Source organism: Methylosinus sp., assembly GCF_036560965.1.
In the GTDB taxonomy this organism is placed as follows: domain Bacteria; phylum Pseudomonadota; class Alphaproteobacteria; order Rhizobiales; family Beijerinckiaceae; genus Methylosinus.
Genome location: NZ_DATBQF010000080.1, coordinates 98,795 through 122,503, shown reverse-complemented (window position 1 = coordinate 122,503; position 23,709 = coordinate 98,795). Strand labels below are relative to the sequence as shown.

Here is a 23,709-nt window from a genome sequence, read left to right as displayed (position 1 = left end):
TGGGTCCGCAGGTGGTGGAGGCGCGGCTGTGGCGCTTCACGGTTCTGGATGTGACGATCGGGACGGCTTCGGCGATCGCTTTCGCTCTGTTCGTCTGGATGGTGCGTCAGGATTTGTCGCGGATGGACCGTGACGACGAGCCGGAGACGGCGACGGTTCACCGCCTGCCGACGCGCCGCGCAACGGCCGAGCCGACACCGGCCGAGGCTGCGCAAGAGTTCCACAGCGCCTCCGCCGGCTGAGGCGGCGGGGATAAGGACGGCAGGCTCGGTTTTGACGGCTCGCGACATTTTCGGTGGAGACTGCGCGCGGAACTGCGTTTGGCCAGAGCTGGGGCCGGAGGCGGCAGGGCTTGTCTTTCGCGCTGCGCGCCCCAGTTGCTGCGTCGTGAGAACGGCGCGCACGGCGCCGGCGCAGCGGAGCCTATCGACGCTTTGGCCATGACGAGCGACACGCGCGACATCGCCCTCGTCACCGGCGCGAGCGGTTTCATCGGAGGGGCGATCGCCGCCCTGCTGCACGAGCAGGGCTTTCGCGTGCGCGCCTTTGTGCGGCCGACGAGCCCGCGCGCCAATCTCCGCCCGCAATATGAGATTTTCGAAGGCGATGTGACCGATCGCGAGAGCCTGCGCGCCGCGCTCCGCGGCGTGCGCTTTGTTTTCCATGTCGCCGCCGACTATCGGCTCTGGGCGCCCGATCCGCGCGTCGTGATGCGCACCAATGTGGACGGGACCCGCGCCGTCATGGAGGAGGCGCTGCGCGCCGGCGTCGAGCGCATCGTCCATACCAGCAGCGTCGCGACGCTCGCGCCCGACGCCTCCGGCCTCTGCGACGAGACGCGCCGGCTGGAGGTCTGCGATCGCCTCGGCGCCTATAAGCGCAGCAAGCTCCTCTCGGAGCGCCTGGTCGAGGAGATGGTCGAGCGCCACCGGCTGCCGGCCGTCATCGTCAATCCTTCCGCGCCGCTCGGGCCGGGCGACGTCCGCCCGACGCCGACCGGGCGCATCGTGCTCGAGGCGATGCGCGGCAATATGCCGGCCTATGTCGACACCGGCCTCGCCGTCGTCCATGTGGCGGATGTCGCGGCCGGCCATCTCGCCGCCCTGCGCCAGGGACGAATCGGCGAGCGCTATATTCTCGGCGGCGAGAATGTCGAGCTCTCCGAGCTGCTCTCCGAGGTCGCGTGTCTCATCGGCGGCCGCCCGCCGCGTGTGCGGCTGCCGCGCTGGCCGCTCGTGCCTCTGGCTCATGTCAATGAGGCTCTGGCGCGCCTCACCGGGCGCGAGCCTTTCCTCAATGTCGAGAGCCTGCGCCTGTCGGCGACGACCATGTTCTTCGACGATTCCAAGGCGCGCCGCGAGCTCGGCTATCGTTCGCGGCCCTATCGTGATGCGCTCGCCGATGCGGTCGAATGGTTCGGCGCGCGCGTTCGCGACAAGCGGGAGGCGCCGCGAGACGCCCGTCGCGCGCCGCGCGGCGCGCTCGGCGAGTAGCGCTTCCAGGCGCGCGCCCTTGCGCCCGGCCTCGCGACGAGGCAATTCTCCGCGCGTGGCTTTTTTCATGACGAGCGTCGGATGATCATCGATCGGCGTCCGCCCCCGCGCGGAGCGGGGCGGCGCTTCCTGTCCGCTATCCGCGTCGCCGTATCGGCGGCGGCGATCGCTGTCGTTCCTGCGCCGGCTTTCCCGCAGGCGGCTTCTGGATTCAATCTCTGCGTGCAGCCGGGATCGCCGCCCTGCGTCTTCATGCCGGGCCAGGCCGCGGAGGCCTGCGGGCGCGAGGTGGAGCTCTATATCGCCTCGGTGTTCCATTATCGCGAATGTCTCGCCAGGGAGAGCGAGCGCGTGATTCGCGAATCGAACGACGTCATCGACCATTGGCGATGCCGCGAGCGAGGCGAGCGGTGCCGCAAATGACATCGGGCGCGCCGGCGCGGCCCGTGGTCTATGACGTCACGCGCCTGGTGACGCGCGCGCTCAATCCGACGCCCAATGGCATCGACCGCGTCGATTTCGCGCTGGCGCGGCATTTTCTCGACCAGGGGCCGGCGGGGAGCGTCGCGCTCGCCTGCGCGGCGCTGGGGCCGCGGCTCGCCTCGGCGGAAGAGGCGCTGCGCACGCTCGTCGACATAGAGACCTATTGGAACGAATTCCTCGACCCGCGCGAGGACGCCGTGTTCGAGGATCTGGTCGCGGCGCTCGATCAGCCGCCCGCCCGAGGCGGCGCGGCGCGGGTCAGCCGGCGGGGATGGGGCGTCGTCCCCGAGAATTGGCGCGCCATGCGCCGCTGGGCCTTTCGCCTCGGCCGGCCGATGTCCGAGGCTCCGCAAGGAGCGATCTACGTCAACGCCAGCCAATTTCCGGTCGACAAGGACTGGCATTTGCGCTGGCTCGACGCGCGGCCGGACGTGAAGCCGGTGTTCTTCGTCCATGATCTGCTGCCGCTCGAGACGCCGGAGTTTTTTCGTCCGGCGGAGCGCGACAAGCATCGCGCCGCAATGGCCAATATCACGCGCCGCGCCGCCGGCGTCGTCGTCGGCTCGCGCGCCGTCGCGGGCCGCGTCGCGGAATTCGCGCGACAGCAGGGCAGGGCCGATCTCCCGCTCTGCCTCGCCGGCCTGCCCGCGGCCCCGGTCTTCGAGACCGGCGCCGCCATCGATCCGCGCCTCGCGGACAAGGCCTATTTCGTCCTCTGCGGGACCATCGAGCCGCGCAAGAATCATGTGCTTCTGCTCAATGTCTGGCGCGAGCTCGCCGAGCGCGAGGGGGCGTCGACGCCCAAGCTCGTCCTGGTCGGCAAGCGCGGCTGGCACAATGAGAATGTGCTCGACATGCTGGAGCGCTGCGCCGCGCTGCGGCCGCATGTGGTCGAGGTCTCCGGCCTGTCGACGCCGGCCTTGCGCGGGCTGCTCGCCGGCGCGCGGGCCGCGCTCGCGCCCTCCTTCGCCGAAGGGTTCGGCCTGCCTGTCGCCGAGGCCGCGGCCTGCGGCGCGCCGATCATCGCCTCGGACATAGAAACGTTTCGCGAGATCGCCGGCGAGGCGCTCGATTATGTCGACCCGCTCGACGGGCCGGGCTGGCGCGACGCGATCCTCGCCTATCGCGACGCCGATTCGCCGCGCCGGCGCGAGGGGCTGCGCCGGCTGGCGGGGTTTCCGCGCCGCGACGCGGCGTCCTTCTTTCGCGCGATCGACGATTTTCTCGGCGGCCTGTGATCGGGCGGCCTGTGATCGGAGGGCCTGTGATCGGGGTGGCTCGTGATCGAAGCGGCGCCCGGTTCCTGTGCTGCGCGCCTTGCCGGGGCGGCGGCGGTTTCCTATTAAGGTCGAACAGAGGCCCACCAGCGAAAGAGAGGCGTCGATGACGGACCCGTCGAACCCGCCGAAATGGAAGAGGGTCGTCGTCAAGCTTTCGGGCGAGGCGCTGATGGGCGACGCGCCGCACGGACTGCATGCGCCGACCTTGGAGCGGATCGCCAAGGATCTGGCCTCGGCGGCCGAGCTCGGCGCGCAAATCACGGTCGTCGTGGGCGGCGGCAATTTCTTTCGCGGCATTCAAGGCGCCGACAAAGGCATAGAGCGCGCGCGCGCCGATTCGATCGGCATGCTGGCGACCGTCATGAACGGCCTCGCGCTCGAGCAGGCGATCGAGGCGCAGGGACGCCAGGCGCGGGCGCTCTCGGCCGTGCCTATGCCCTCTCTCTGCGAATCCTATTCGCGGCGGGCGGCGCTGCATCATCTCGCCAAGGGCCGCATCGTCATCGCCGCCGGCGGCACGGGCCTGCCCTTCTTCACCACCGACACGCCCGCCGTGGTGCGCGCCGCCGAGCTCTCGGCCGACGCCGTGCTGAAGGCGACCCAGGTCGACGGCGTCTATACCGCCGACCCCAAGCGCGACCCCTCCGCGCGGCGCTATGAGCAGCTCACCCATGACGAGGCCATCGCCAAGAGCCTCGCCGTGATGGACACTGCCGCCTTCGCTCTTGCTCGCGAGAATAAGATTCCCATAATCGTGTTTTCCATCGCCGACGAGGGCGCGATCCGCGCGGTGATGGAAGGACGGGGGCGGGCTACCCATGTCGTTCCTTGAATCCATGTCGTCCCTTGAAAGCATGTCGTTCCTCGAAAATTTGTCGGTCCGTCAGCGGCCGACGCCCTCGGGACGCGGCCGACGATTTCCGCCTCGGCGGATTATGTTCTATGAGACGCTCCGACCCTGAGCCGGCACGGCCCGCTCGTTCGAACCGACTGACTTCACGAATAGGCAAAGTTTCCTATGGCTCAGACTTTCGATCTGCCCGAACTGAAGCGCCGTATGCAGGGCGCGCTGGCGACGCTCAAGCACGAGCTCGGCGGACTTCGCACTGGGCGCGCCTCGGCGAGCCTGCTGGAGCCCATTCACGTCGAGGCCTATGGCCAGGCGACGCCGCTCAACCAGGTGGCGACGATCAGCGTGCCGGAATCGCGCATGCTGGCCGTGCAGGTGTGGGACAAGGGGCTCGTCTCCGCCGTCGACAAAGCGATTCGCGATTCGAATCTGGGGCTCTCGCCCACGATCGAGGGGCAGGTGCTGCGCATTCGCACGCCCGAGCTCAACGAGCAGCGCCGCAAGGAGCTGGTGAAGGTCGCGCATAAATACTCCGAGGACGCGCGCGTTTCCGTGCGTCACGTGCGGCGCGACGGCCTCGATATATTGAAGAAGCTGCTCAAGGATCACGCTCTGCCGGAGGATGACGCCAAGCGTCACGAGAGCGAGGCGCAGAAGGCGACCGACGAGGCGGTGCGCGAGATCGACGCCATGCTGGCGCAAAAAGAAAAAGAGATCATGCAGGTTTGATTTGTGGATATCGATTGTCGCGAAGAGCCGGCCGGTCCGGCTCGAGCTCTCGAGGATGGCGCGGAACAAAAAAATGGGAGACGGTGGAATATTGGAGCTGGGAGCGCCGGCGTTGGCGCCGAGAGCCGCGCCGCGTCATGTCGCTTTGATCATGGACGGCAATGGCCGCTGGGCGGCGGCGCGCGGCTTGCCACGGTTCGAGGGCCATAGGCGCGGCGTCGAGGCATTGCGCAAGACGGTGCGCGCGGCGATCGAGCTCGGGGTCGATTATCTCACGGTCTATTCCTTTTCTGTGGAGAACTGGTCGCGCCCGCCCGAGGAGGTGCAGAGCCTGCTGGCTCTGCTGCATCGCTTCATCCGCAATGATCTCGCCGAGCTGCAGTCCAACAATGTCCGCGTGAAGGTCATCGGCGCGCGCGGGGATCTCGCCGCCGAGATCGCCGCATTGCTGCGCGAGGCCGAGCAGGCGACCGCCGCCAACACCGGACTCACCCTCGTCGTCGCCTTCAATTACGGCGCGCGGCAGGAGATCGCCGCGGCGGCGCGCGCGCTCGCGGAGGAGGTGGCGGCCGGCCGGCTGCGCCCGCAGGACATAGACGCCGAGGCGATCGCCCGGCGTCTCGACACGGCGGATATTCCGGACCCGGACCTCATCATCCGCACCAGCGGCGAGCAGCGCCTGTCCAATTTCATGCTGTGGCAGGCCGCCTATGCGGAATTGCTGTTCGTGCCCGTCCATTGGCCGGACTTCGGCAGGGCCGATTTCGAAGCGGCGATCGACGAATATGCGCAGCGCGATCGACGATTCGGCGGCCTCGCCTCGGCCGACTGCAGAGCGAAGACCGCTTCATGAGAGAGCCTTCCAGGTCGGGCGCCAAGGCGGGCGTCGAGGCGGGCGCCAGCTCGGGCGCCGCCCTCGCCGGCGCCAAGGGCGCGCGATTCGCGGATCTCGGTCCGCGCATCGGCTCGGCGGCGGCGTTGATCGCGACCGCGCTCGTCGCGCTCTATGTCGGCGGCGACGCCTTCGCGCTGTTCTGGCTGCTCGCCGGATTCGCGGTCTCCTGGGAGTGGCAGAGCATCGTCGGCGGCGAGATGGCGCTGGCCCGATTCGCCCTCGGCGGCGCCGCGCTCGCCGGGGCGACGGCCTTCGCCGCCCATGGCGGCGGTCCGCTCGCGCTGGTGGCGCTCGCCTTCTTCTCGGCCGTTCTCGCGATTCTGGCGGGGCCCGGACGCAGGCTCTGGGCGCCGGCGGGACTGCTCTACGCCGGCTCGCTGATCGTCTCCACCAATGTGCTGCGCCATTCGCCCGATTATGGCGCCATCTCCATCGCTTGGCTGTTCGCCGTCGTCTGGGGCACCGATGTGATGGCTTATTTCGGCGGCCGGCTGATCGGCGGGCCGAAGCTCTGGCCGCGCGTCTCGCCGGGCAAGACCTGGTCGGGAACGCTGGTCGGCCTCGCCTGCGGCGCGCTCGCGGGAGTCGGCGTCGTCCATCTCAGCCGTTGGAGCGCCTCGGCGACGCTGCCGCTGTTTTTCGTCGGACTGGTCGCGGCGGCTTTGGCGCAGGCGGGCGATCTCTTCGAATCCTGGATCAAGCGGCGTTTCGGCGTGAAGGATTCGAGCCATCTGATCCCCGGCCATGGCGGCGTGATGGATCGCGTCGACGGTTTCATCTTCGCCAGCGCCTTCGCGGCGCTGCTCGGCGGATTGCGCGGTCAGGAGTCCCTGGCCGCCGGTATTTTCATCTGGTAGGCGACGGAATATGGCGACAGGGGCGGGATCGGAGCAGTTTGTCACCAGGGCGCGCGGCGGGCGGCCGAAGCGCATCGTGCTGCTCGGGGCGACGGGGTCGATCGGGCGCTCGACCGTCGATCTGCTGATGCGCGACCCGGAAGGGTTTTCGGTCTCCGCCATCGCCGGCGGGCGAGACCATGCGGCGCTCGCCCGCACGGCGATCGCCGTGAAGGCCGAATTCGTCGCGATTCGCGACGAAGAGGGCTATGCGGCGCTGAAGGAGGCGCTGTCGGGCACCAATATTCAGGTCGCCGCCGGTCGCGAGGCGGTGATCGAGGCCGCGACGCGCGAGGCCGATCTGGTGGTTTCGGCGATTGTCGGCGCCGCCGGCGTCGAGCCGACCCATGCCGCGCTCGCGCTCGGGCGCGTCGTCGCCCTCGCCAATAAGGAATGCCTCGTCTGCGCCGGCGCGCCTTTCATGCGCACGGCGCGCGAGGCCAGCGCCCGCCTGCTGCCGATCGACAGCGAGCATAATGCGATTTTCCAGGCGCTCGGCGGCGAGGACGTCTCGCGCATAGAGAAAATGACCATCACCGCCTCGGGCGGGCCGTTCCGCACCTGGACCCGGGAGGCGATCGAGGCCGCCACTGTGGAGCAGGCGCTCAACCACCCCAATTGGGCGATGGGGCCGAAGAACACGATCGACTCGGCCACCTTGATGAACAAAGGGCTCGAGCTGATCGAGGCGCATCATATTTTCGGCGTGCCGGCGGAAAAGCTCGACGTCATCGTGCATCCGCAATCCATCGTGCATGGGCTGGTGAGCTTTGCCGACGGCTCGGTCACGGCCGGGCTCGCCCGTCCCGACATGCGCGTGCCGATCGCCCATTGCCTCGCCTATCCCGAGAGAATCGAGACGCCGGCGCCGCGGCTCGATCTCGTCGCCCTCGGCGCGCTCACTTTCGAGAAGCCCGACCTCGAGCGTTTTCCCGCGCTCGGCCTCGCGCTCGAAGCGATGCGGACCGGCGGCGGTCTGCCGACCGTGCTCAACGCCGCCAATGAGATCGCTGTCGAGGCCTTCCTCGCCGGCCGCATCGGCTTCCCCGGAATCGCCCGCCATGTCGCGGAAGCGCTGGAGGCCGCGCTCCAGGACGGCACGGCGCGCGAGCCGGCCTCCGTTGATGACGCCCTCGTCATTGACCATATTGTGAGAGAAAGATCGCGCGGCGCCTTGGCGATGAACCAGGCTTCGGGCATGTTAACGCTTCAGTAACCAAGAGAGCAGCGCCGTTCGGCGGACTCTCGGGTCGTAGCGTTTGCCGGGAGTATCGCTTTGCTGGACTTGCTCATGACGATCCTCATCTACGTCGTCCCCTTCGTCTTCGTGTTGACGATGGTGGTCTTCTTCCACGAGCTCGGCCATTTCATCGTCGGCCGTTGGTGCGGGGTGAAGATCGATGCTTTCTCGATCGGCTTCGGCCCGGAGCTGTGGGGCTTCTATGACCGCTACGGCACGCGCTGGCGGCTGGCGGCCATTCCGCTCGGCGGCTATGTGAAATTCCACGGCGACGCCAATGGCGCGAGCGTGCCCGATCCCGAGCGCATCGACTCGATGCCGGAGGAGGAGCGCAAGCTCACCTTCTTCGCCCAGCCGGTGTGGAAGCGCGCGGCGATCGTGGTGGCGGGTCCGCTCGCCAATTTCGTGCTGGCGATCGTCATCTTCACCTTTCTCTACGCCGCCTTGGGACGCAACATCCTGTTGCCGAAGGTCGCCTCGGTGCAGGCGGGCGGCGCCGCCGAGCAGGCCGGCTTCCAGCCGGGCGATCTCGTCCTCACCATAGACGGCGAGCCGATCGATAGTTTCGGCAAGATGCAGGAGATCGTCTCCTCCTCGACCGGCAAGGGGCTGGCGATCGTCGTGCGCCGCGCCGGCCAGGATGTGACGCTGCAGGCGGTCCCGCAGCTGCGCGAGATCGAGACCGCGCTCGGCAAGACCAAGATCGGCATGATCGGCCTGCAGGCGAGCTCCGATCCCGCCGACCAGCGCGAGGAGCGTTTCGGCGTCGGCCAGTCCTTCGTGCTCGCCGTCACCGAAACATGGACGATCATCGAGCGGACCGGCTCCTATCTCGGCGGGCTCGTCGTCGGTCGCGAGGCGACCGATCAATTGTCCGGCCCGATCGGAATCGCGCAGGTCTCGGGGCAGATGGCCAAGGCGATCGACAAGGTCGGCGTCGGCCCGCTGTTCAATCTCATCGCCATATTGTCGATCTCGATCGGCCTGCTCAATCTGGCGCCGGTGCCGCTGCTCGACGGCGGACATTTGTTGTTCTATGCGATCGAGGCGGCGCGTGGACGCGCGCTCGCGGAACGTACGCAGGAATACGCATTCCGCGTCGGACTCGCCATGGTCTGCACGTTGATGGTGTTCTCCACCTACAATGATCTCGCCAGGTTGCTGCGGCGGCTCAGTGGCGCGGGAGTCGATTGAGCGTTTCGTGTCTGGTCTCTTTCTTCCCGCGGAAAAGCGGGGCGATTTCGCCAGGACGAGCGTTTGTGACCGCTTTTCGCCATCATTCTGGGGAGGATCGTCACTCGGGACTCGCGGCTCCGCCGCGGGTTCCCACGTTAACGCGACGCTGACCATAAAACGTGGCTTCGCGGCAACGAGCCGGGCAAAACGGGGAAACTCGCGGCGTTCGGCATTTGCAGTAAACGGTAAACCTTGTAGAAGGTGAACATCGGATCGGACGGCGTGCGGCAGCGTGCGTGCGTCGTCCCAGTTCGTGAGCCGCGCCGCTTTCGGCGGGCGACGGCGCGACGAGGACTTAGGATTGACAATGCGGTCCATCGAGGCTTTTCGGAATCGTTCCTATCTCATGGCGGCCGTGGTATCGGCGGTCCTCGGCTTCTCTCTTCCTTCTCTCGCTCAGGATATCGTCGTCGTCGGCAATGCCCGCGGCGATTCCGAGGTGATCCGCTCCTATTTCTCCGGGACGAGCCCCGAGGACGTCGAAAAGGGCCTGGAGGCGCTGCGCAACAGCGGCCGCTTCTCCAATGTGACCGCCACCCGCGAGAAGGGCCGCGTGGTCATCCATGTCGCCGAGACCAATCTCATCAATCGCGTCGTCTTCGAGGGCAACAGCAAGGTCAAGACGGACACGCTGACCTCGGAAGTGCGCACGCGCGCGCATGGCTCCTTCAATCAGACGGTCGTGCAGCAGGACATTGCGCGCCTTCTCGAAATCTATAAGCGCTCCGGCCGCGCCGCGGCCAAGATCACCTATCGCACGGTGCAGCTGCCCAATGGGCGCATCGATGTCGTCTTCGCCGTCGAGGAGGGCGACAAGACCGGCGTCAAGGATATCAAATTCGTCGGCAACACCGTCTACTCGACGGGCCGTCTCGTCGATCTGATGGAAACGACGGAGATGAACTTCCTGTCGTTCATCAAGACGAGCGACGTCTATGATCCGGATCGCATCGCCTCCGATCTCGAATTGGTGCGGCGCTTCTATCTGAAGAACGGCTATGCCGACTTCCATGTCGTCAGCTCCGACGCGGTGTTCGATCCGGCCCAGGGCGGCTATGTCATCACGGTCGTCGTCGAGGAGGGGCCGCAATATCGCGTCTCCAATGTCGACATCGAGTCGCATCTGCCCGATATCGATCCCGCCTCGCTGCAGCCCTATCTGCGGCTTTCGCCCGGCGACGTCTACAATGGCGACGCGGTGGAGAAGACGGTCGAATCGCTGACGCGCGAGATCGCCAAGAAGGGCTACGCCTTCTCGCAGGCGCGTCCGCGCGGCGAGCGCAATCCCGCCGCTCAGACGGTGGCCATCCGCTTCGTCGTCGACGAGGGGCCGCGCGTCTATATCGAGCGCATCAATATTCGCGGCAACACCCGCACGCGCGACTATGTCATTCGCCGCGAGTTCGAGATCGGCGAGGGCGACGCATATAATCGCGTGCTGGTCGATCGCGCCGAGCGTCGCCTCAACGGCCTCGGCTTCTTCAAGAAGGTCCGCGTCACCAACGAGCCGGGCTCGGCGGCCGATCGCGTGATCGTGAATGTGGACGTCGAGGATCAGGCGACCGGCAATTTCGGCGTGTCGGGCGGCTATTCGACGACGGAAGGATTCATCGGCGAAGTCTCCGTGTCGGAGAGCAACTTCCTCGGCCGCGGCCAGGCGACGCGCCTCTCGGTGCAGGCCGGCCAGCGCGCGCGCGGCGTGTCCTTCAGCTTCACCGAGCCCTATTTCCTCGATCAGCGCTTCTCGGCGGGCTTCGATCTCTTCGCGAAGAAGTCGGACGCGTATAACTACTCCTACTACAGCACGACCTCGATCGGCGGCACGCTGCGCTTCGGCATTCCGATCACCGAGGAGATCAGCCTCTCGCCGCGCTACTCGATCTACAATACGACGATCTCCATCCCCAACGACAGCAACCGGCCCTACAACGACTGTCAGTCGCCGCTGCCGGGGTATACGCCGGGCTTCGGCTACATATTCGCGCCGACGCAGGCCGATCTCAGCATCCTCTACAATTGTCAGTCCAACGGCGAGGCCTCGCTGGCCATCAAGGAATCGGTCGGCGCGCGTCTGACCTCGCTCGTCGGCTACACGCTGGCCTATAACTCGCTCGACAATTTCCGTAATCCGAAGAACGGCATCCACTCGCAGCTGTCGCAGGACGTCGCCGGGCTCGGCGGGGACAGCCGCTATGTGCGTACGACGGGCGATTTGCGCTACTTCCACGAGCTGCCCTTCGTCGACGACGTCGTCGGCATCGCGCGCGTGCAGGGCGGCAATATGTTCGCGCTCGGCGACTATAAGATGCGGGTGATGGACAATTTCAACCTCGGCCCGACGCTGGTGCGCGGCTTCGCGCCCGGCGGCCTCGGCCCGCGCGACATTTCCAACTGGACCAGCTCGCGCGGCAACTCGCTCGGCGGCAGCAATTATATCGGCGGCTCGCTCGAGGTGCAGTTCCCGATCTGGGGCCTGCCGAAGGACATCGGCCTGCGTGGCGCTCTGTTCGCCGACGCCGGCACGCTGTGGGGCTACAAGGGCCAGACCAACTTCAGCGGTTCGTTGTATGGCGTCGCCAACCTGCCTTGCGTCTATCCCTATTCGGCTCCCACCTATGGCCAGGGCTCTTGCATCGTCGTCTCGGGTGATAAGGCGCAGATCCGCTCCTCGGTCGGCGCCTCGGCGCTGTGGCAATCGCCGCTCGGGCCGATCCGCTTCGACTATGCGGTGGTGCTGTCCAAGGCCTATGGCGATGTGACGCAGCGCTTCCGCTTCTCCGGCGGCACCAATTTCTAAAGGCGTCGCCGCTGGCGCACAGCCGATACAGCGACTAGAATTTGCGATCCCCGAGCGGCGAGACCCGCCGCTCGGGGATCGTTTTCGTCGAGAGCGCCCGGATTGGCCCTGCACGGGCCGGCGGGGGCTCTTTTCCGCTTTTCGTCCCGGCCGCGGCCGGGCGCGACGATTCGGGAGTGCGCGGCATGGGCGCCGCAGGATTTTTCCGCCTCGACCGGCCGCTGACGCCGGGGGAGATCGCCGAGATCGCCGGCGCGCGCATTCCCGAGATCTCGCCCGACGCGGCGGAGATCATCATCGGCGTCGCGCCGCTCGATTTGGCGCGCCCGGGCGAGCTCGCCTTCTATGATCGAAGACGCTACGCGGCGGCTCTGCGCCACTGCCGCGCCACCGCCTGCCTGTTGCGGAGCCGCGATCTCGACGCTCTGCCGAGCGGGGTCATCGCGCTGGTGACGCCCGAGCCGCACAAGGCGATGGCCCGGGTGATGGCGCGGCTGTTTCCCGATTCGCTGCGGCCGCAGTCTCTATTCTCGGCGAGCGGCGTCTCGCCCGGCGCGATCATTCACCCGACGGCGCGGCTGGAGCCGGGCGTGTCGGTCGACCCCGGGGCCGTTATCGGCCCGCGCGCCGAGATCGGCGCGGGAAGCGTGATCGGCCCGCTCTCTGTGATCGGGCCGGACGTGCGCGTCGGACGCGACTGCTCGATCGGCGCCAACGCCAGCATCGTCTGCGCGTTGCTCGGCGACCGGGTCATCGTGCATCCGGGCGCGCGCCTCGGCCAGGACGGTTTCGGCTTCGCCTTGTCTCCGGACGGCCATGTGAAGGCGCCGCAGATCGGCCGCGTCATCGTGCAGGACGACGTCGAGATCGGCGCCAATACGACGATCGACCGCGGCGCGACGCGCGACACCATCGTCGGGGAGGGGACCAAGATCGACAATCTGGTCCAGATCGGTCACAACGTCGTGATCGGGCGGGGTTGCGTCATCGTCGCGCAATCGGGTCTCGCCGGCTCTTGCGAGCTCGGCGATTTCGTGGCGCTGGGCGGCCAATCCGCGATCGGCGGCCATCTCACCATCGGCGATGGCGCGCAGATCGCCGCCAAGTCCGGAGTAACCCGCGACGTGCCGGCCGGCGCGCGCTGGAGCGGCGCGCCGGCGCGTCCCGCGCGACGCCATTTGCGCGGCGAGCTGCTGCTCGACCGCCAAGCGCGGCGCGACGCCGAATGAAGCGGCGCGACGCCGAGTCAGGCCGACGCGACGCCGAGTGAAGCCGTTGCCACGCCAAGTGAAACCGGCGCAGGACGCCGGAAAGCAAGACGGGCCGGGCGCAATGACGACCGGGCCTGCAGGGGAGAACAGAATATGACCGAAGAAACGACGGCCGACGCGCCGGAATCCCTGAGCATCAGCCAGATTTTGCAGCTGCTGCCGCACCGCTATCCGATGCTTCTCGTCGATCGCGTCGTCGACATTCGCGGCGACGAGAGCGGCGTCGGAATCAAGAATGTCACTTTCAACGAGCCCCAATTTCAGGGCCATTTCCCCGAAAATCCGGTGTTCCCCGGCGTGCTGCTGGTGGAGGCCATGGCGCAGACGGCCGGCGTCATCGCCGTTCGCGCGCAGCCGCCCGGATTTGCGCGCAAGGTGTTCTTCACCACCATCGACAAAGCCAAGTTCCGCCGGCCGGTGACGCCGGGCGACCGCGTCGAGCTGCATATGACGAAAAAGGCCCGCAAGCGTGATATCTATTGGTATTCCGGCCGGGCGCTGGTCGATGGCGCGCTGGTCTGCGAGGCGGAGCTGAGCGTGATGATCGGCGGCTGACGCCGCCGCATCGCCCGGATGGGCCCATGACCTCGAGCGCGCGCATCCATCCATCCGCCGTCGTCGAGGAGGGCGCGCGCCTCGGCGAGGGCGTCGTCGTCGGTCCCTTCTGCCATATCGGCGCCGAGGTCGAGCTCGGCGATCGCGCGCGTCTCCTCTCGCATGTGGTTCTCGCGGGGCGCACGCGCATCGGCGCGGATGCGGAAATCCATGCTTTCGCCTCGCTCGGCGCGGCGGCGCAGGATTTGAAGTCGCGCGGGCGGACGGGCGCGCTCGTCATCGGCCGCGGCTGCCTCGTGCGCGAGGGCGTCACCATCAACGCCGGGACGCCGGCGGACGGCGGCGAGACGCGCATCGGCGATGATTGCGCCTTTCTCGCCTATTCCCATGTCGGCCACGACAGCCGCATCGGCGATCATGTCGTGCTCTCCAATAATGTGCTGCTCGGCGGCCATGTCCGCATCGGCGATCACGCGGCGATCGGCGGCGCGACCGTGGTGCATCAGCGCGTCCGCATCGGCGCGCAGGCGTTTGTCGCCGGGCTCTCGGGGCTCGAGGGCGATCTCGCGCCTTTCGGCCTCGCCGGCGGCAATCGCGCGCATTTGTTCGGGCTCAATCTCGTCGGCCTGCGCCGCCGCGGCTTTTCGGATGCGCGCCTCGCGCTTTTACGCGAGGCGTTCCGTCGACTGTTTCCGCAGGAGACGGGCGCCGAGGTGCTCGCGGAGCGGATCGAGGCCGCCGCGCGGGATTTCGCCGGCGCCGAGGATGTCGAGGCCATTCTCGCCTTTTTGCGGGCCGAGCGGGACCGGCCGCTCTGCGCGCCGCGTCCGGGGCGGGGCTAGGGCGGTGGAAGCGCCGCGACATGTCTTTCTCGTCGCCGGAGAAGCCTCGGGCGATCTCCTGGGCGCGCTGCTGATGCGCGCTTTGCGCGCCGAGCGGCCCGACATGCGCTTTTCCGGCGTCGGCGGCGCGGCGATGGCGCGCGAAGGGCTCGTGAGCCTTTTCCCGCTCGCCGATATCGCCGTGATGGGCCTGCTGGCCCCTCTGCTGCGGCTGCCGCAGCTGCTGGAGCGCATCGAGCGGACATCGCGCGCGGCGCTGGCGGCGGAGCCCGATTGCCTCGTGCTGATCGATGCGCCGGACTTCACCCATCGCGTCGCGCGGCGGGTGCGCCGGGCGCGGCCCGCTCTGCCGATCATCGATTATGTGAGCCCGAGCGTCTGGGCCTGGCGGCCCGGGCGGGCGCGGGCCATGCGCGCCTATGTCGACGAGGTGCTGGCGCTGCTGCCCTTCGAGCCGGCGGCGCATGAGCGGCTCGGCGGCCCCGCCTGCTGCTATGTCGGCCATCCGCTGCTCGATTGCCTCGACGCGCTCACCCCTTCCGCCGCCGAGCTGGCGGCGCGCGAGGCGGAGCGGCCGCTGCTGCTGGTCCTGCCCGGCTCGCGTCGCGCCGAGGTCGCGCGGCTCATGCCGGTTTTCGGCGAGACGCTGGCGATGCTCGCCGAGAGATGCGGGCCCTTGGATGTTGCTCTGCCCGTCGTGCCGCATGTCGCGGAGGAGATCGACAGCGGCCTCGCCGCCTGGAGGGCGCAGCCGCGCCTGGCTTCACAAGAGGACTGGAGGGCGCGGCCGCGCCTGGCTTCACAAGAGGACTGGAGGGCGCAGCCGCGCCTGCTGTCGCAAGACGAAAAGCCGCCGGCGTTCCGCCGCGCGCGAGCGGCGCTGGTGGCGTCGGGCGCGGCGACGCTGGAGCTGGCGCTCGCCGGCGTTCCCATGGCGGTCGCCTATAAGGTCGCGCCGCTCGAATGGCCGCTGCGCATTCTGGTGAGCGTCGACAGCATCGTGCTGCCCAATCTCGTGCTCGGCGAGCGGCTGGTTCCCGAGTTTCTGCAGGGGCGGGCGAATCCGGCGGCGCTGGCGTCCGCGCTGGAGCCGCTCATGCGCGGCGGCGCGGAGCGCGTGGCGCAGGTGAGCGGCCTTGCCCGCGTTCGCGAGCGCATGTCGGCGGAAGGCCGCAGCCCGAGCGCTCGCGCCGCTGAGCGTGTGATTGCCTGGATCGCGAAGGGGCGAGAGATCGCCGGAGGGGGCGCCATCAAAAAGGGGGAAGCCGAGTTTCCGGACTCCCGACTGCCCCCTGAAATTGAAAAGCGCTTTGAACAATTTGACAACAATAGCCGAGCTTACGCGCGCCGGCATCCCCCATATGGGAGAGATGATGCAAAATAACGATTGTATGACGAGCCCGAGAGGCTGATCTGGATCGCTGCTCCAACGGCATATTCGAAAAACACGATACGTGCGTAGCAGCTATTCTTGACGCTTGCCGCCGCTGTCGGCGAGCTCATTGGAGAAATACTCCCCGGTCGTCTTGAACAAATGGCAGGCGCTCTCGTCGAGACGAAAGGTGAAGGCGACGCAGGCGTCTTCCTCACGGCAGGCGTTCTCGCAGGCCTCGGGGCCGTCGAGCGACGCCGTTTGGTAGCCTGCGCCCGGAAAGGCCTTGGAGGGATAGCGCTCCATGGAGAGCGCGCCGGAGGGCGCGCGCGGGATGCGGATGTCGTCGCGCAATCCGCTGATCATGCGCGGATTGAGCATGAACGCGCCGGCCGATCCCTTCAGCCGGCAGATGCGGTTCCAGCGATCGAAGGAATAGGCTTTGCAATCGTCCCGGCCGCGACAGGCGGCGACGCAGGCGGGCTGATCGAGCTTGCGCGAGGTGGCCAGCGTCGGCCCGGCGATGTCGCGATTTTCGAAGCCGCGGAAGGTCGCAGGCTTTTGCGGGCCGATGATCGCGGGAGGAAGCCGCTCGGCCTCCTCCTGTGGCGGCGTCGTCGCTTCGGGCGCCGGGGCCGCAGCTTCGGGTGCGGCGATCCGGGGCGGAGCGGCGTTCGCGTCGCGCGTCGGTGGTTCGGTCTGCGCCTCGGCGGCGGGCGCCGAGCGGCTCGGCGCGAGCGCGTCGATCTTGGCGCGCGTCAGCTGCGGGTCGGACGCGACGGCGCGCGCGATCACATAGTCCTTGTCCTGGACGAGCAGCGCCGCGAGCGCATCCTCGCGGGCGTGGCTCGCCGCGAGATGGCCGAGCGCGGAGCGGCCGCGCGCTTCCATCTCCGTCGCGTAATCGTCGAGACGCGCGAGCGCCGCGCGCAATTCCGGCGGCGCCGCGTCCGAATGCTGCGCCAATCGCGCCACGCCGACGAGGGCGCCGAGAAAGACGAGCGCCATGATGAAGACTGTCGCGCGCCGGCGCGGCTGTCGCGGCGTCGGCGCTGCGAGCGCGAGCGCCGGCGAGGCGACGATGATCGGGGCCTCGGCGATCTGTCGTTCGGCGCGATGTTCCGCCTCGGCGAGACGCCGCTCCAATTCTTCGATGCGGCGGCTCTCTTCGTCGAGACGGTGCTGCAGCTCGAGCGATTGCGCCTCTGCGACGGCCTCGCGCCGCAGGCTCGGCTCGGCCGGAGCGCTCGCAGACTCGAAACGCCGCGCGCCGCGCTCCAGCCAGATCTCGAACAAGGTCGCGAGGCTGGGCTTGGGCGAAGTGATTCCGCGCCTTTCGCGATCGAGCCAGGCGTCGAAATCGCGTGCGAAAGTCGCGAGCACATTTTCGATCGTCGTCTGCTCGCGCGCGGCGCGCTGCTCGAAATGCTGGCGCGCGTCGCGCAGCATCGTCGCGCATTCCTCGCGATATCGCGCTTCGATCGCGTCCCAGGAGTGTTGCGCGTCTGCATGTTGCGCGTGTTGCGCGCGGGAATGTTGCTCGTCGGGGGCGCTCGTCTCGTTCCGCGCCAGATCGTTCACAGCCCCCATCGTCGTCTCCCGCTTCGTCTCGTCGGCCGCGTCGCGCTCGTCTGATCGCGTTCGGCTTCTAATACGGATTTGCGGCGCTCGTCCAAATCATGCGCCGTCACCGCGGCGGCGACGACGGAGTTCACAGGCGGCGCCTGGGGTCGCGGCGGATTCGGCCGCTCGCGGGGCGGGCGTGTCTCATTCATGAGGATGATCCGATGATCGCGAATCGCGAGGCTGCGATTCGCAGAGGCTGAAAATCGACGAATGAAACGCGGGCGATGAAAAACGCGCGCAAAGAGAAAAAATGCTGTGCGAATCGTAAAGCGAACGGCCGCCATTGGCGGCGACGAACGTGTCTTTTTCGAGTCGATTGCGGCAGAGGTCCCGCGCGTCAGACGCGCAGGACCGGACGGCCGGAGCGAATCGCCGTGACGATGCGAACGACGATCTCCGGGCCGGCGCCGCGGCCGCGCGCGTCGAATTCGGTCGCCGCCTCCGGCGTCAAAAGATCGAGATAGGAATTCACGGTCCGCAGCTTCTCGCTCATCGTCGGATCGACATAGCCGAGCGCGAAGGAGCGCGCCGGCGTGCGCCCGGCGACGACGGTCGCATGATCATCCGTCACCAGATGGCTCGCATAGACCGAGCCGCCGATCTCGCAGCGGCCGGCGCTCGAATTATTGAAGACGGGGCCTTCCGTGCGCAGGTCTCCACGAACGACGACCTCGGCGCCGCCGAGAGTCACCGAGCGCGCGCGAAGATTGCCGCGCGCCAGCACGAAGGCGGCCGAGCCGTCGAAGGAATTGTCCATGAGGTCGCCGTCGATCGTCATATCGCCGTCGACGACCAGTCCCGCGATCTTGTCGCACCACATCCATTGATAGAGCTCTATGTCGCCGCCATAGACGAAATCGCTTGGGCAATAGGCGATGCGGAAGGAGGAGAGATCGAAGAGGCCGAGGCTGATCTCGCGATCGAAGCGCAGCCTGTCGCGCGCCTCCTCGAAAGAGAGCAATTCATAGGACCCCGTCTCGATCATTTCCGCCTCCTCAGCAATCATGCGGAGACAATGGCGGGAGCGGAGGCGGAAGGCTGTGCGTTCGCGCACAATGCTACGCGGCCTTCGTGGCTTTTCACCACGAAGGCCGCGAAGGACAAGACTCAGCGCTTGGAAAAGCTCAGCGCTTGGAAAGAGCTCAGCGCTTGGACATGGGCAGATAGTCGCGCTGCTTCTCGCCCGTGTAGAGCTGGCGCGGACGGCCGATCTTCGAGCCCGGGTCCTCGATCATCTCCTTCCATTGCGCGATCCAGCCGACCGTGCGCGCCACAGCGAACAGCACGGTGAACATGGTCGTCGGCAGGCCCATCGCCTTCAGCGTGATGCCGGAATAGAAGTCGATGTTGGGATAGAGCTTCTTCTCGATGAAATATTCGTCGTGCAGCGCGATGCGCTCGAGCTCGATCGCCACATCGAGCAGATCGTCCTTGACGCCGAGCTCGGCCAGCACCTCGCGCGTCGTGCGCTGCATGATCTTCGCGCGCGGATCATAGTTCTTGTAGACGCGATGGCCGAAGCCCATCAGGCGGAACGGATCGTTCTTGTCCTTGGCCTTGGCGATATAGATCGGAATGCGGTCCGGCGTGCCGATCTCGGCGAGCATTTTCAGCACCGCCTCATTGGCGCCGCCATGCGCCGGTCCCCACAGCGAGGCGATGCCCGCCGCCACACAGGCGAAGGGATTGGCGCCCGAGGAGCCCGCGAGACGCACGGTGGAGGTGGAGGCGTTCTGCTCGTGGTCGGCGTGCAGCATGAAGAAGCGGTCGAGCGCCCGCGACATCACCGGATTGACCTTATATTCCTCGCAAGGCACGGCGAAGCACATGCGCAGGAAGTTCGACGTGTAGTCGAGGTCGTTCTTCGGATAGACGAAGGGCTGGCCGATCGAATATTTATAGGCCATGGCCGCCAGCGTCGGCAGCTTGGCGATCATGCGCGTCGAGGCGACCATGCGCTCGACAGGATCGGCGATATTGGTCGAGTCGTGATAGAAGGCCGAGAGCGCGCCGACCGACGCCACCATGACCGCCATCGGATGCGCGTCGCGGCGGAAGCCCTGGAAGAAGCGCGCCATCTGCTCATGCACCATCGTGTGGCGCGTGATGCGATAGTCGAAATCGGCCTTTTGCGTCGCCGTCGGCAATTCGCCATAGAGCAGCAGATAGCAGGTCTCGAGAAAGTCGCCGTGCTCGGCGAGCTGGTCGATCGGATAGCCGCGATAGAGGAGTATGCCCTCGTCGCCGTCGATATAGGTGATCTTCGACTCGCAGCTCGCCGTCGAGGTGAAGCCCGGGTCATAGGTGAACATGCCCGTGTCGCCATAGAGCTTGCGAATGTCGGCGACGCTGGGGCCGATCGTGCCCTCCATGATCGGCAGGCTGACGGTTTTCTCGCCGGTGTGAAAGGACGCTTCTTTTTTCGTCATGGCCCCACCTTTTCGCGTTATCCGTGCAAATTGCGGCTCCCGGCGAAATACCGCAGCATATTTTACGCCACGCCCCAGCCGCGCTTCGCCCTCGCGGCTCGGAACGGTGCGCGAATTCATCCGAACATCGGGCGTTGTTGCGCCGACGGACCGCCGGGTCCGCGCGATCGAATGAAAAGCGCTTTAAATTCAAAACCCTCCTGCGATAGCCGGCGGATATGCGTCGGTCGTCGCGCCGCTGTGGCTCGCGCGCGTCGGTCGGGACGCGGCGTTACGGCGCATAGGGTCGAGCAGAGGACCTGTTTGTGCGTTGCACAAACTATAGCATCCCCCGCCCGCTGTTCAAGCGCGTTGCACGGACTGATCGCGCAGGCGGGCGAGACTCTCGTCGCGGCCGAGAATCGCCAGCACGTCGAAAATGCCGGGCGAGGTGGTGCGGCCGGTGAGCGCGGCGCGCAGCGGCTGCGCGAGATCGCCCAGCTTCACGCCGAGCGCGGCGGCCGTCTCGCGCACGACCGTCTCGGTCGCCGTCGCGGTCCATTCGTCGAGCGCGGCGAGCGCCTCGATCAGAGCGGAGAGATTTGTGCGAGCGGGCGGCGACAACAGCGCGGCGGCCTTGGCGTCGAGCGCCAGCGGCCGCTCGGCGAACAGGAAGCCGGCGCCGTCGACGAGCTCGATCAGCGTCTTGGCGCGCGCCTTGAGGCCGGGCATGGCGGCGGCGAGCTGCGCCTTGCGCTTGTCGTCGAGCTTGGCGGCGAGCGCCGCGCCGCCCTCGAGATAGGGCAGCGTCGCGACCAGCGCCTCCAAGAGCTCGCCATCGTCGCTGCTGCGCAGATAGTGGCCGTTCATATTCTCGAGCTTCACGAAGTCGAAGCGCGCCGGCGAGCGATGAATGCTCTCGAGATCGAACGCCTCGATCATCTCCTGCGTGGAGAAGAACTCGCGATCGCCCTGGCTCCAGCCGAGGCGCAGCAGATAATTGCGCAGCGCGGTCGGCAGATAGCCCATGCCGCGATAGGCGTCGACGCCGAGCGCGCCATGGCGCTTGGAGAGCTTGGCGCCGTCCGGCCCATGAATGAGCGGAATATGAGCGAGCTTGGGCGCCTCCCAGCCGAGCGCCTCATAGATGTGCTTTTGCCGCGCGGCGTTGGTGAGATGGTCGTCGCCGCGGATGATCTGGGTGACGCCCATATCGTGATCGTCGACGACGACGGCGAGCATATAGGTCGGCGCGCCATCCGAGCGCAGCAGCACGAAATCGTCGATATCCTTGTTCGGAAACACGACGCGGCCCTGCACCGCGTCCTCGATCACCGTCTCGCCCTCTTGCGGCGTCTTCAGCCGAATGACCGGCGCGACGCCGGCGGGCGCCTCGGATGCGTCGCGGTCGCGCCAACGTCCGTCATAGCGCGGCGGGCGGCCCTCACGCCGCGCGCTCTCGCGCATCTCCTCCAGCTCCTGCGCGCTGGCGTAGCAGCGATAGGCCTTGCCCATGGCGAGCAGCTGCTCGGCGATCTCGCGATGGCGCGGGGCGCGCGCGAATTGATAGGTGACGTCGCCATCCCAATCGAGCCCGAGCCAGCGCATTCCGTCGATGATCGCGTCCATCGCCGCCTGAGTGGAGCGCTCGCGGTCGGTGTCTTCTATGCGCAGCAGGAAGCGCCCGCCGTGGCGCTTGGCGTAGAGCCAGTTGAACAGCGCCGTGCGCGCGCCGCCGATATGGAGGAAGCCGGTGGGGGAGGGGGCGAAGCGCGTGACGACTTGAGACATGAGCGCGGCTGACGATTCCCGAGAAATGAGCGTTGCGGCCCGTCTAGCACGCTGCGGGCCGGGGGGGAACTGCGGGGGGCGGGGGCGGGGGCGTTCCCCGGCCTGTGTCTCAGCGCGTCATGGCCGGGACAAGCCCGGCCATGACGAAGGAGCGGCGTGATCGTGTCCCGGTCACGAGAGAAAATCGAGAATGGGCCGCAGCCACTCCTCGATTTGCGGAAATTGGTGCATCAATTTGTGGATGACCGATGCGATTGCTCCGGTCTTCACGCCTGCGTAGCCCGTGCCGGCGACCTGTGCGCCGAGCAGCGTCCGCTTTGCCCATTTCGTAAGCTTGGGACCGAGGCCGTCGCCGAGCTTTCCAGCTTCCTTCACGATGCTCTTTTCGGCATGGCTCGCGAAATTTGTCCCGGCGCGCTTCACCACTCCCGCGACGCCGTCTTTCGTCGAGATCGCAGCTTCGGCGATTGTCTTCAACACATTGTCGATGCTGGCGATGAGGTCTTCCGCGAGAAGATCGGCGCCCGCGGCGATCGGATCGATGCGTTGGGTCTGCGCTTCGCGCTCAGCGGCGAGGCGGCTCGCCATCTCGCTCACGATCGCTGCGATCTCTTGCTCGACGAATTGCGCCCCCTCGTCGTCGCGTAACGCTTCCGCGAATTCGGCCGCGATGCGCGGCGCCTCCTCGCGCTGCTCGGCGGTGAGGCGGTCTTTTTCTGCATTCGCTTTGAACTGTCGCCAGCTCGGGAACTGTCGCACAGTGCGATCGAAGGCGCGCGTCGCTGCGAGATAATCAGCGGCGAGCATGCGCGGCCATTCTTCGACGACGCTCGCGGCATAGGCCTCGAGCTTTTCCTGCTCATGCGCGAGGCGGAACAACTGTTCCTGTGTCGGACGCTTTGTCGGTATGAGATCGGCGAGGCGCCGAAGAGAGGCGGCCGCGCGCTTGTCGATGTTCGACTCTGCGTCGAGACTTTCGAGGAGATCGGCGAACTGCTGTTTCAACGCACGTAGGGAGGCATTGAGAACGCGTGCGTCGAGATCGGCGCTTGCGAGCTTTTTCCGGAGGAGAATTTTGCCGTCTTCCGAGATCAGCTCGAGCGCAGCAGGTTTCGACTCCGGAATTTTCGGTCGTTCGCGGGGCTTCTGTTTCGGTATCAGCCGCGCGATCTCCCGTGCGAGCAGCGCGTTCTGCTCAGTGGGCGCTTTCTCTTCTGGGTTGACTGGCAACGTCGCGAAAAGGAGCTCGATTTCCTCGGAGAGCTCCTCGCCGTCGAGTCGGCGCCGATACCAATCCAGCCAGGGCCTCCAACCCTCCTCCCGGGGGAGCTGGCGCAGATGCGCCCAGTGTTCCTCTGCCCAATCCGGCGCACCCCGTGGCCAGAGCGGATCGCCCGAGAGTTCGTTTGGCAGGCGACCTCTTTCGAGTTCCTCGAAATCGCTGGTTGTCGAACTCCAGATGTCAGCCGCGTTCACGGCATCGGCGGCGCTCGTGACAGCGTCGGCGGCGACCGCGACGGCGTCGGCGGCGACCACGGCGGCGTGGTATATGATAGCGGAGTAGTTGGCGTGCTCGGCGGCGATTGCTGCGGCGACGGCGACCGGGTCCATCGCGGCGAATTCGGCGACAGCGTATGGAGAAATGTGATTGGCTCGGGTCGGATATTTCGCGGCGACCCTGGCCATTGCGTTGCTCCAGAAAACCGATAAGCGTAGCAATGAGGCGTGCAATCCCGTCTCACGCGCCGTCAGCGGCAATATGCGGAGCGCTGCGCGAGCGGCGATCACGACGGCCACTTGTCGCTGTTGATCAGGTGGCAATGCATCGAGCCGGTGCTTCAGGCTCGTTCGATCGTAAATCCGCGGCTGCTCCTCGCCGCCTTCCAAATTCGCCATCAAAAAAGCTCCGCGCTGCGATTAGGATGGCTGCAAGCGGGTGAAAACG

At 67.0% G+C, this 23,709-nt stretch carries 19 protein-coding genes and 1 pseudogene; 15 read left to right on the top strand and 5 right to left on the bottom strand.

Annotated features, from left to right (window positions below; translation table 11 throughout):
• From VIF40_RS20800 to VIF40_RS20730, 15 genes and pseudogenes are all read left to right on the top strand, one after another.
• Nucleotides 1-242: pseudogene (locus VIF40_RS20800) on the top strand (hypothetical protein); the annotation flags it as partial.
• 198 nt (nucleotides 243-440) lie between these two features.
• Nucleotides 441-1,493, top strand: a complete 1,053-nt coding sequence (gene hpnA / locus VIF40_RS20795; RefSeq protein WP_331939429.1) for a hopanoid-associated sugar epimerase — start codon at nucleotides 441-443, stop codon at nucleotides 1,491-1,493.
• A gap of 81 nt (nucleotides 1,494-1,574) precedes the next feature.
• Complete coding sequence (locus VIF40_RS20790) at nucleotides 1,575-1,916, top strand: hypothetical protein (protein WP_331939428.1); 342 nt, start codon at nucleotides 1,575-1,577, stop codon at nucleotides 1,914-1,916.
• Nucleotides 1,913-3,214, top strand: coding sequence for a glycosyltransferase family 1 protein (locus VIF40_RS20785; RefSeq protein WP_331939427.1), 1,302 nt, complete (start codon nucleotides 1,913-1,915; stop codon nucleotides 3,212-3,214). Before VIF40_RS20790 ends, VIF40_RS20785 begins: the two co-directional genes overlap by 4 nt.
• Nucleotides 3,215-3,359: 145 nt before the next feature.
• Nucleotides 3,360-4,088, top strand: a complete 729-nt coding sequence (gene pyrH / locus VIF40_RS20780) for a UMP kinase (protein WP_331939426.1) — start codon at nucleotides 3,360-3,362, stop codon at nucleotides 4,086-4,088.
• Between the two features lie 186 nt (nucleotides 4,089-4,274).
• Nucleotides 4,275-4,835 carry a ribosome recycling factor gene (frr, locus tag VIF40_RS20775; protein ID WP_331939425.1) on the top strand — a complete coding sequence of 187 codons (561 nt, stop codon included), beginning with the start codon at nucleotides 4,275-4,277 and terminating at the stop codon, nucleotides 4,833-4,835.
• Between the two features lie 73 nt (nucleotides 4,836-4,908).
• Nucleotides 4,909-5,688, top strand: a complete 780-nt coding sequence (locus VIF40_RS20770; RefSeq protein WP_331939424.1) for an isoprenyl transferase — start codon at nucleotides 4,909-4,911, stop codon at nucleotides 5,686-5,688.
• Nucleotides 5,685-6,587 (top strand): phosphatidate cytidylyltransferase, encoded by a 903-nt coding sequence (locus VIF40_RS20765; RefSeq protein WP_331939423.1) that lies wholly within the window; start codon nucleotides 5,685-5,687, stop codon nucleotides 6,585-6,587. Before VIF40_RS20770 ends, VIF40_RS20765 begins: the two co-directional genes overlap by 4 nt.
• Nucleotides 6,588-6,597: 10 nt before the next feature.
• On the top strand, nucleotides 6,598-7,842 hold the full coding sequence (gene dxr / locus VIF40_RS20760) for a 1-deoxy-D-xylulose-5-phosphate reductoisomerase (RefSeq protein ID WP_331939422.1): 1,245 nt from the start codon (nucleotides 6,598-6,600) through the stop codon (nucleotides 7,840-7,842).
• 75 nt (nucleotides 7,843-7,917) lie between these two features.
• Nucleotides 7,918-9,060 carry an RIP metalloprotease RseP gene (gene rseP / locus VIF40_RS20755; protein ID WP_331939432.1) on the top strand — a complete coding sequence of 381 codons (1,143 nt, stop codon included), beginning with the start codon at nucleotides 7,918-7,920 and terminating at the stop codon, nucleotides 9,058-9,060.
• A gap of 349 nt (nucleotides 9,061-9,409) precedes the next feature.
• Nucleotides 9,410-11,899 (top strand): outer membrane protein assembly factor BamA, encoded by a 2,490-nt coding sequence (bamA, locus tag VIF40_RS20750; protein ID WP_331939421.1) that lies wholly within the window; start codon nucleotides 9,410-9,412, stop codon nucleotides 11,897-11,899.
• Between the two features lie 185 nt (nucleotides 11,900-12,084).
• Nucleotides 12,085-13,128 (top strand): UDP-3-O-(3-hydroxymyristoyl)glucosamine N-acyltransferase, encoded by a 1,044-nt coding sequence (lpxD, locus tag VIF40_RS20745; RefSeq protein WP_331939420.1) that lies wholly within the window; start codon nucleotides 12,085-12,087, stop codon nucleotides 13,126-13,128.
• Between the two features lie 135 nt (nucleotides 13,129-13,263).
• On the top strand, nucleotides 13,264-13,725 hold the full coding sequence (gene fabZ / locus VIF40_RS20740; RefSeq protein WP_331939419.1) for a 3-hydroxyacyl-ACP dehydratase FabZ: 462 nt from the start codon (nucleotides 13,264-13,266) through the stop codon (nucleotides 13,723-13,725).
• Between the two features lie 26 nt (nucleotides 13,726-13,751).
• On the top strand, nucleotides 13,752-14,567 hold the full coding sequence (lpxA, locus tag VIF40_RS20735; RefSeq protein ID WP_331939418.1) for an acyl-ACP--UDP-N-acetylglucosamine O-acyltransferase: 816 nt from the start codon (nucleotides 13,752-13,754) through the stop codon (nucleotides 14,565-14,567).
• Nucleotides 14,568-14,571: 4 nt separating this feature from the next.
• A complete protein-coding gene (locus VIF40_RS20730; RefSeq protein ID WP_331939417.1) occupies nucleotides 14,572-15,951 on the top strand; it encodes a lipid-A-disaccharide synthase in 1,380 nt (459 codons plus the stop codon).
• Between the two features lie 81 nt (nucleotides 15,952-16,032).
• Here VIF40_RS20730 and VIF40_RS20725 read toward each other — a convergent pair whose 3' ends face one another.
• The 5 genes from VIF40_RS20725 to VIF40_RS20705 form a co-directional block, all read right to left on the bottom strand.
• Nucleotides 16,033-17,388, bottom strand: coding sequence for a PAN domain-containing protein (locus tag VIF40_RS20725; RefSeq protein ID WP_331939416.1), 1,356 nt, complete (start codon nucleotides 17,386-17,388; stop codon nucleotides 16,033-16,035).
• Nucleotides 17,389-17,902: 514 nt separating this feature from the next.
• Nucleotides 17,903-18,550: a hypothetical protein gene (locus VIF40_RS20720; RefSeq protein WP_331939415.1), complete on the bottom strand. Its 648-nt coding sequence runs from the start codon at nucleotides 18,548-18,550 to the stop codon at nucleotides 17,903-17,905.
• A gap of 157 nt (nucleotides 18,551-18,707) precedes the next feature.
• The gene (locus tag VIF40_RS20715; protein WP_018265095.1) at nucleotides 18,708-19,994 is read right to left on the bottom strand and encodes a citrate synthase; all 1,287 of its coding nucleotides are present in this window, start codon (nucleotides 19,992-19,994) and stop codon (nucleotides 18,708-18,710) included.
• Nucleotides 19,995-20,336: 342 nt separating this feature from the next.
• Entirely contained in the window at nucleotides 20,337-21,764 is a 1,428-nt protein-coding gene (gltX, locus tag VIF40_RS20710; protein ID WP_331939414.1) for a glutamate--tRNA ligase, read from the bottom strand.
• A gap of 171 nt (nucleotides 21,765-21,935) precedes the next feature.
• Complete coding sequence (locus VIF40_RS20705; RefSeq protein ID WP_331939413.1) at nucleotides 21,936-23,660, bottom strand: hypothetical protein; 1,725 nt, start codon at nucleotides 23,658-23,660, stop codon at nucleotides 21,936-21,938.
• Nucleotides 23,661-23,709: the final 49 nt, after the last annotated feature.

Bases quoted from the DNA above. Each gene is read 5' to 3' on its own strand.
- VIF40_RS20705 (WP_331939413.1), bottom strand. From the start codon at position 23,660: ATGGCGAATTTGGAAGGCGGCGAGGAGCAGCCGCGGATTTACGATCGA.
- dxr (WP_331939422.1), top strand. From the start codon at position 6,598: ATGGCGACAGGGGCGGGATCGGAGCAGTTTGTCACCAGGGCGCGCGGC.
- fabZ (WP_331939419.1), top strand. From the start codon at position 13,264: ATGACCGAAGAAACGACGGCCGACGCGCCGGAATCCCTGAGCATCAGC.
- hpnA (WP_331939429.1), top strand. From the start codon at position 441: ATGACGAGCGACACGCGCGACATCGCCCTCGTCACCGGCGCGAGCGGT.
- frr (WP_331939425.1), top strand. From the start codon at position 4,275: ATGGCTCAGACTTTCGATCTGCCCGAACTGAAGCGCCGTATGCAGGGC.
- pyrH (WP_331939426.1), top strand. From the start codon at position 3,360: ATGACGGACCCGTCGAACCCGCCGAAATGGAAGAGGGTCGTCGTCAAG.
- VIF40_RS20765 (WP_331939423.1), top strand. From the start codon at position 5,685: ATGAGAGAGCCTTCCAGGTCGGGCGCCAAGGCGGGCGTCGAGGCGGGC.
- VIF40_RS20725 (WP_331939416.1), bottom strand. From the start codon at position 17,388: ATGCTGCGCGACGCGCGCCAGCATTTCGAGCAGCGCGCCGCGCGCGAG.
- VIF40_RS20785 (WP_331939427.1), top strand. From the start codon at position 1,913: ATGACATCGGGCGCGCCGGCGCGGCCCGTGGTCTATGACGTCACGCGC.
- VIF40_RS20715 (WP_018265095.1), bottom strand. From the start codon at position 19,994: ATGACGAAAAAAGAAGCGTCCTTTCACACCGGCGAGAAAACCGTCAGC.
- gltX (WP_331939414.1), bottom strand. From the start codon at position 21,764: ATGTCTCAAGTCGTCACGCGCTTCGCCCCCTCCCCCACCGGCTTCCTC.
- VIF40_RS20770 (WP_331939424.1), top strand. From the start codon at position 4,909: ATGGGAGACGGTGGAATATTGGAGCTGGGAGCGCCGGCGTTGGCGCCG.
- lpxD (WP_331939420.1), top strand. From the start codon at position 12,085: ATGGGCGCCGCAGGATTTTTCCGCCTCGACCGGCCGCTGACGCCGGGG.
- bamA (WP_331939421.1), top strand. From the start codon at position 9,410: ATGCGGTCCATCGAGGCTTTTCGGAATCGTTCCTATCTCATGGCGGCC.
- lpxA (WP_331939418.1), top strand. From the start codon at position 13,752: ATGACCTCGAGCGCGCGCATCCATCCATCCGCCGTCGTCGAGGAGGGC.
- rseP (WP_331939432.1), top strand. From the start codon at position 7,918: ATGACGATCCTCATCTACGTCGTCCCCTTCGTCTTCGTGTTGACGATG.
- VIF40_RS20790 (WP_331939428.1), top strand. From the start codon at position 1,575: ATGATCATCGATCGGCGTCCGCCCCCGCGCGGAGCGGGGCGGCGCTTC.
- VIF40_RS20720 (WP_331939415.1), bottom strand. From the start codon at position 18,550: ATGATCGAGACGGGGTCCTATGAATTGCTCTCTTTCGAGGAGGCGCGC.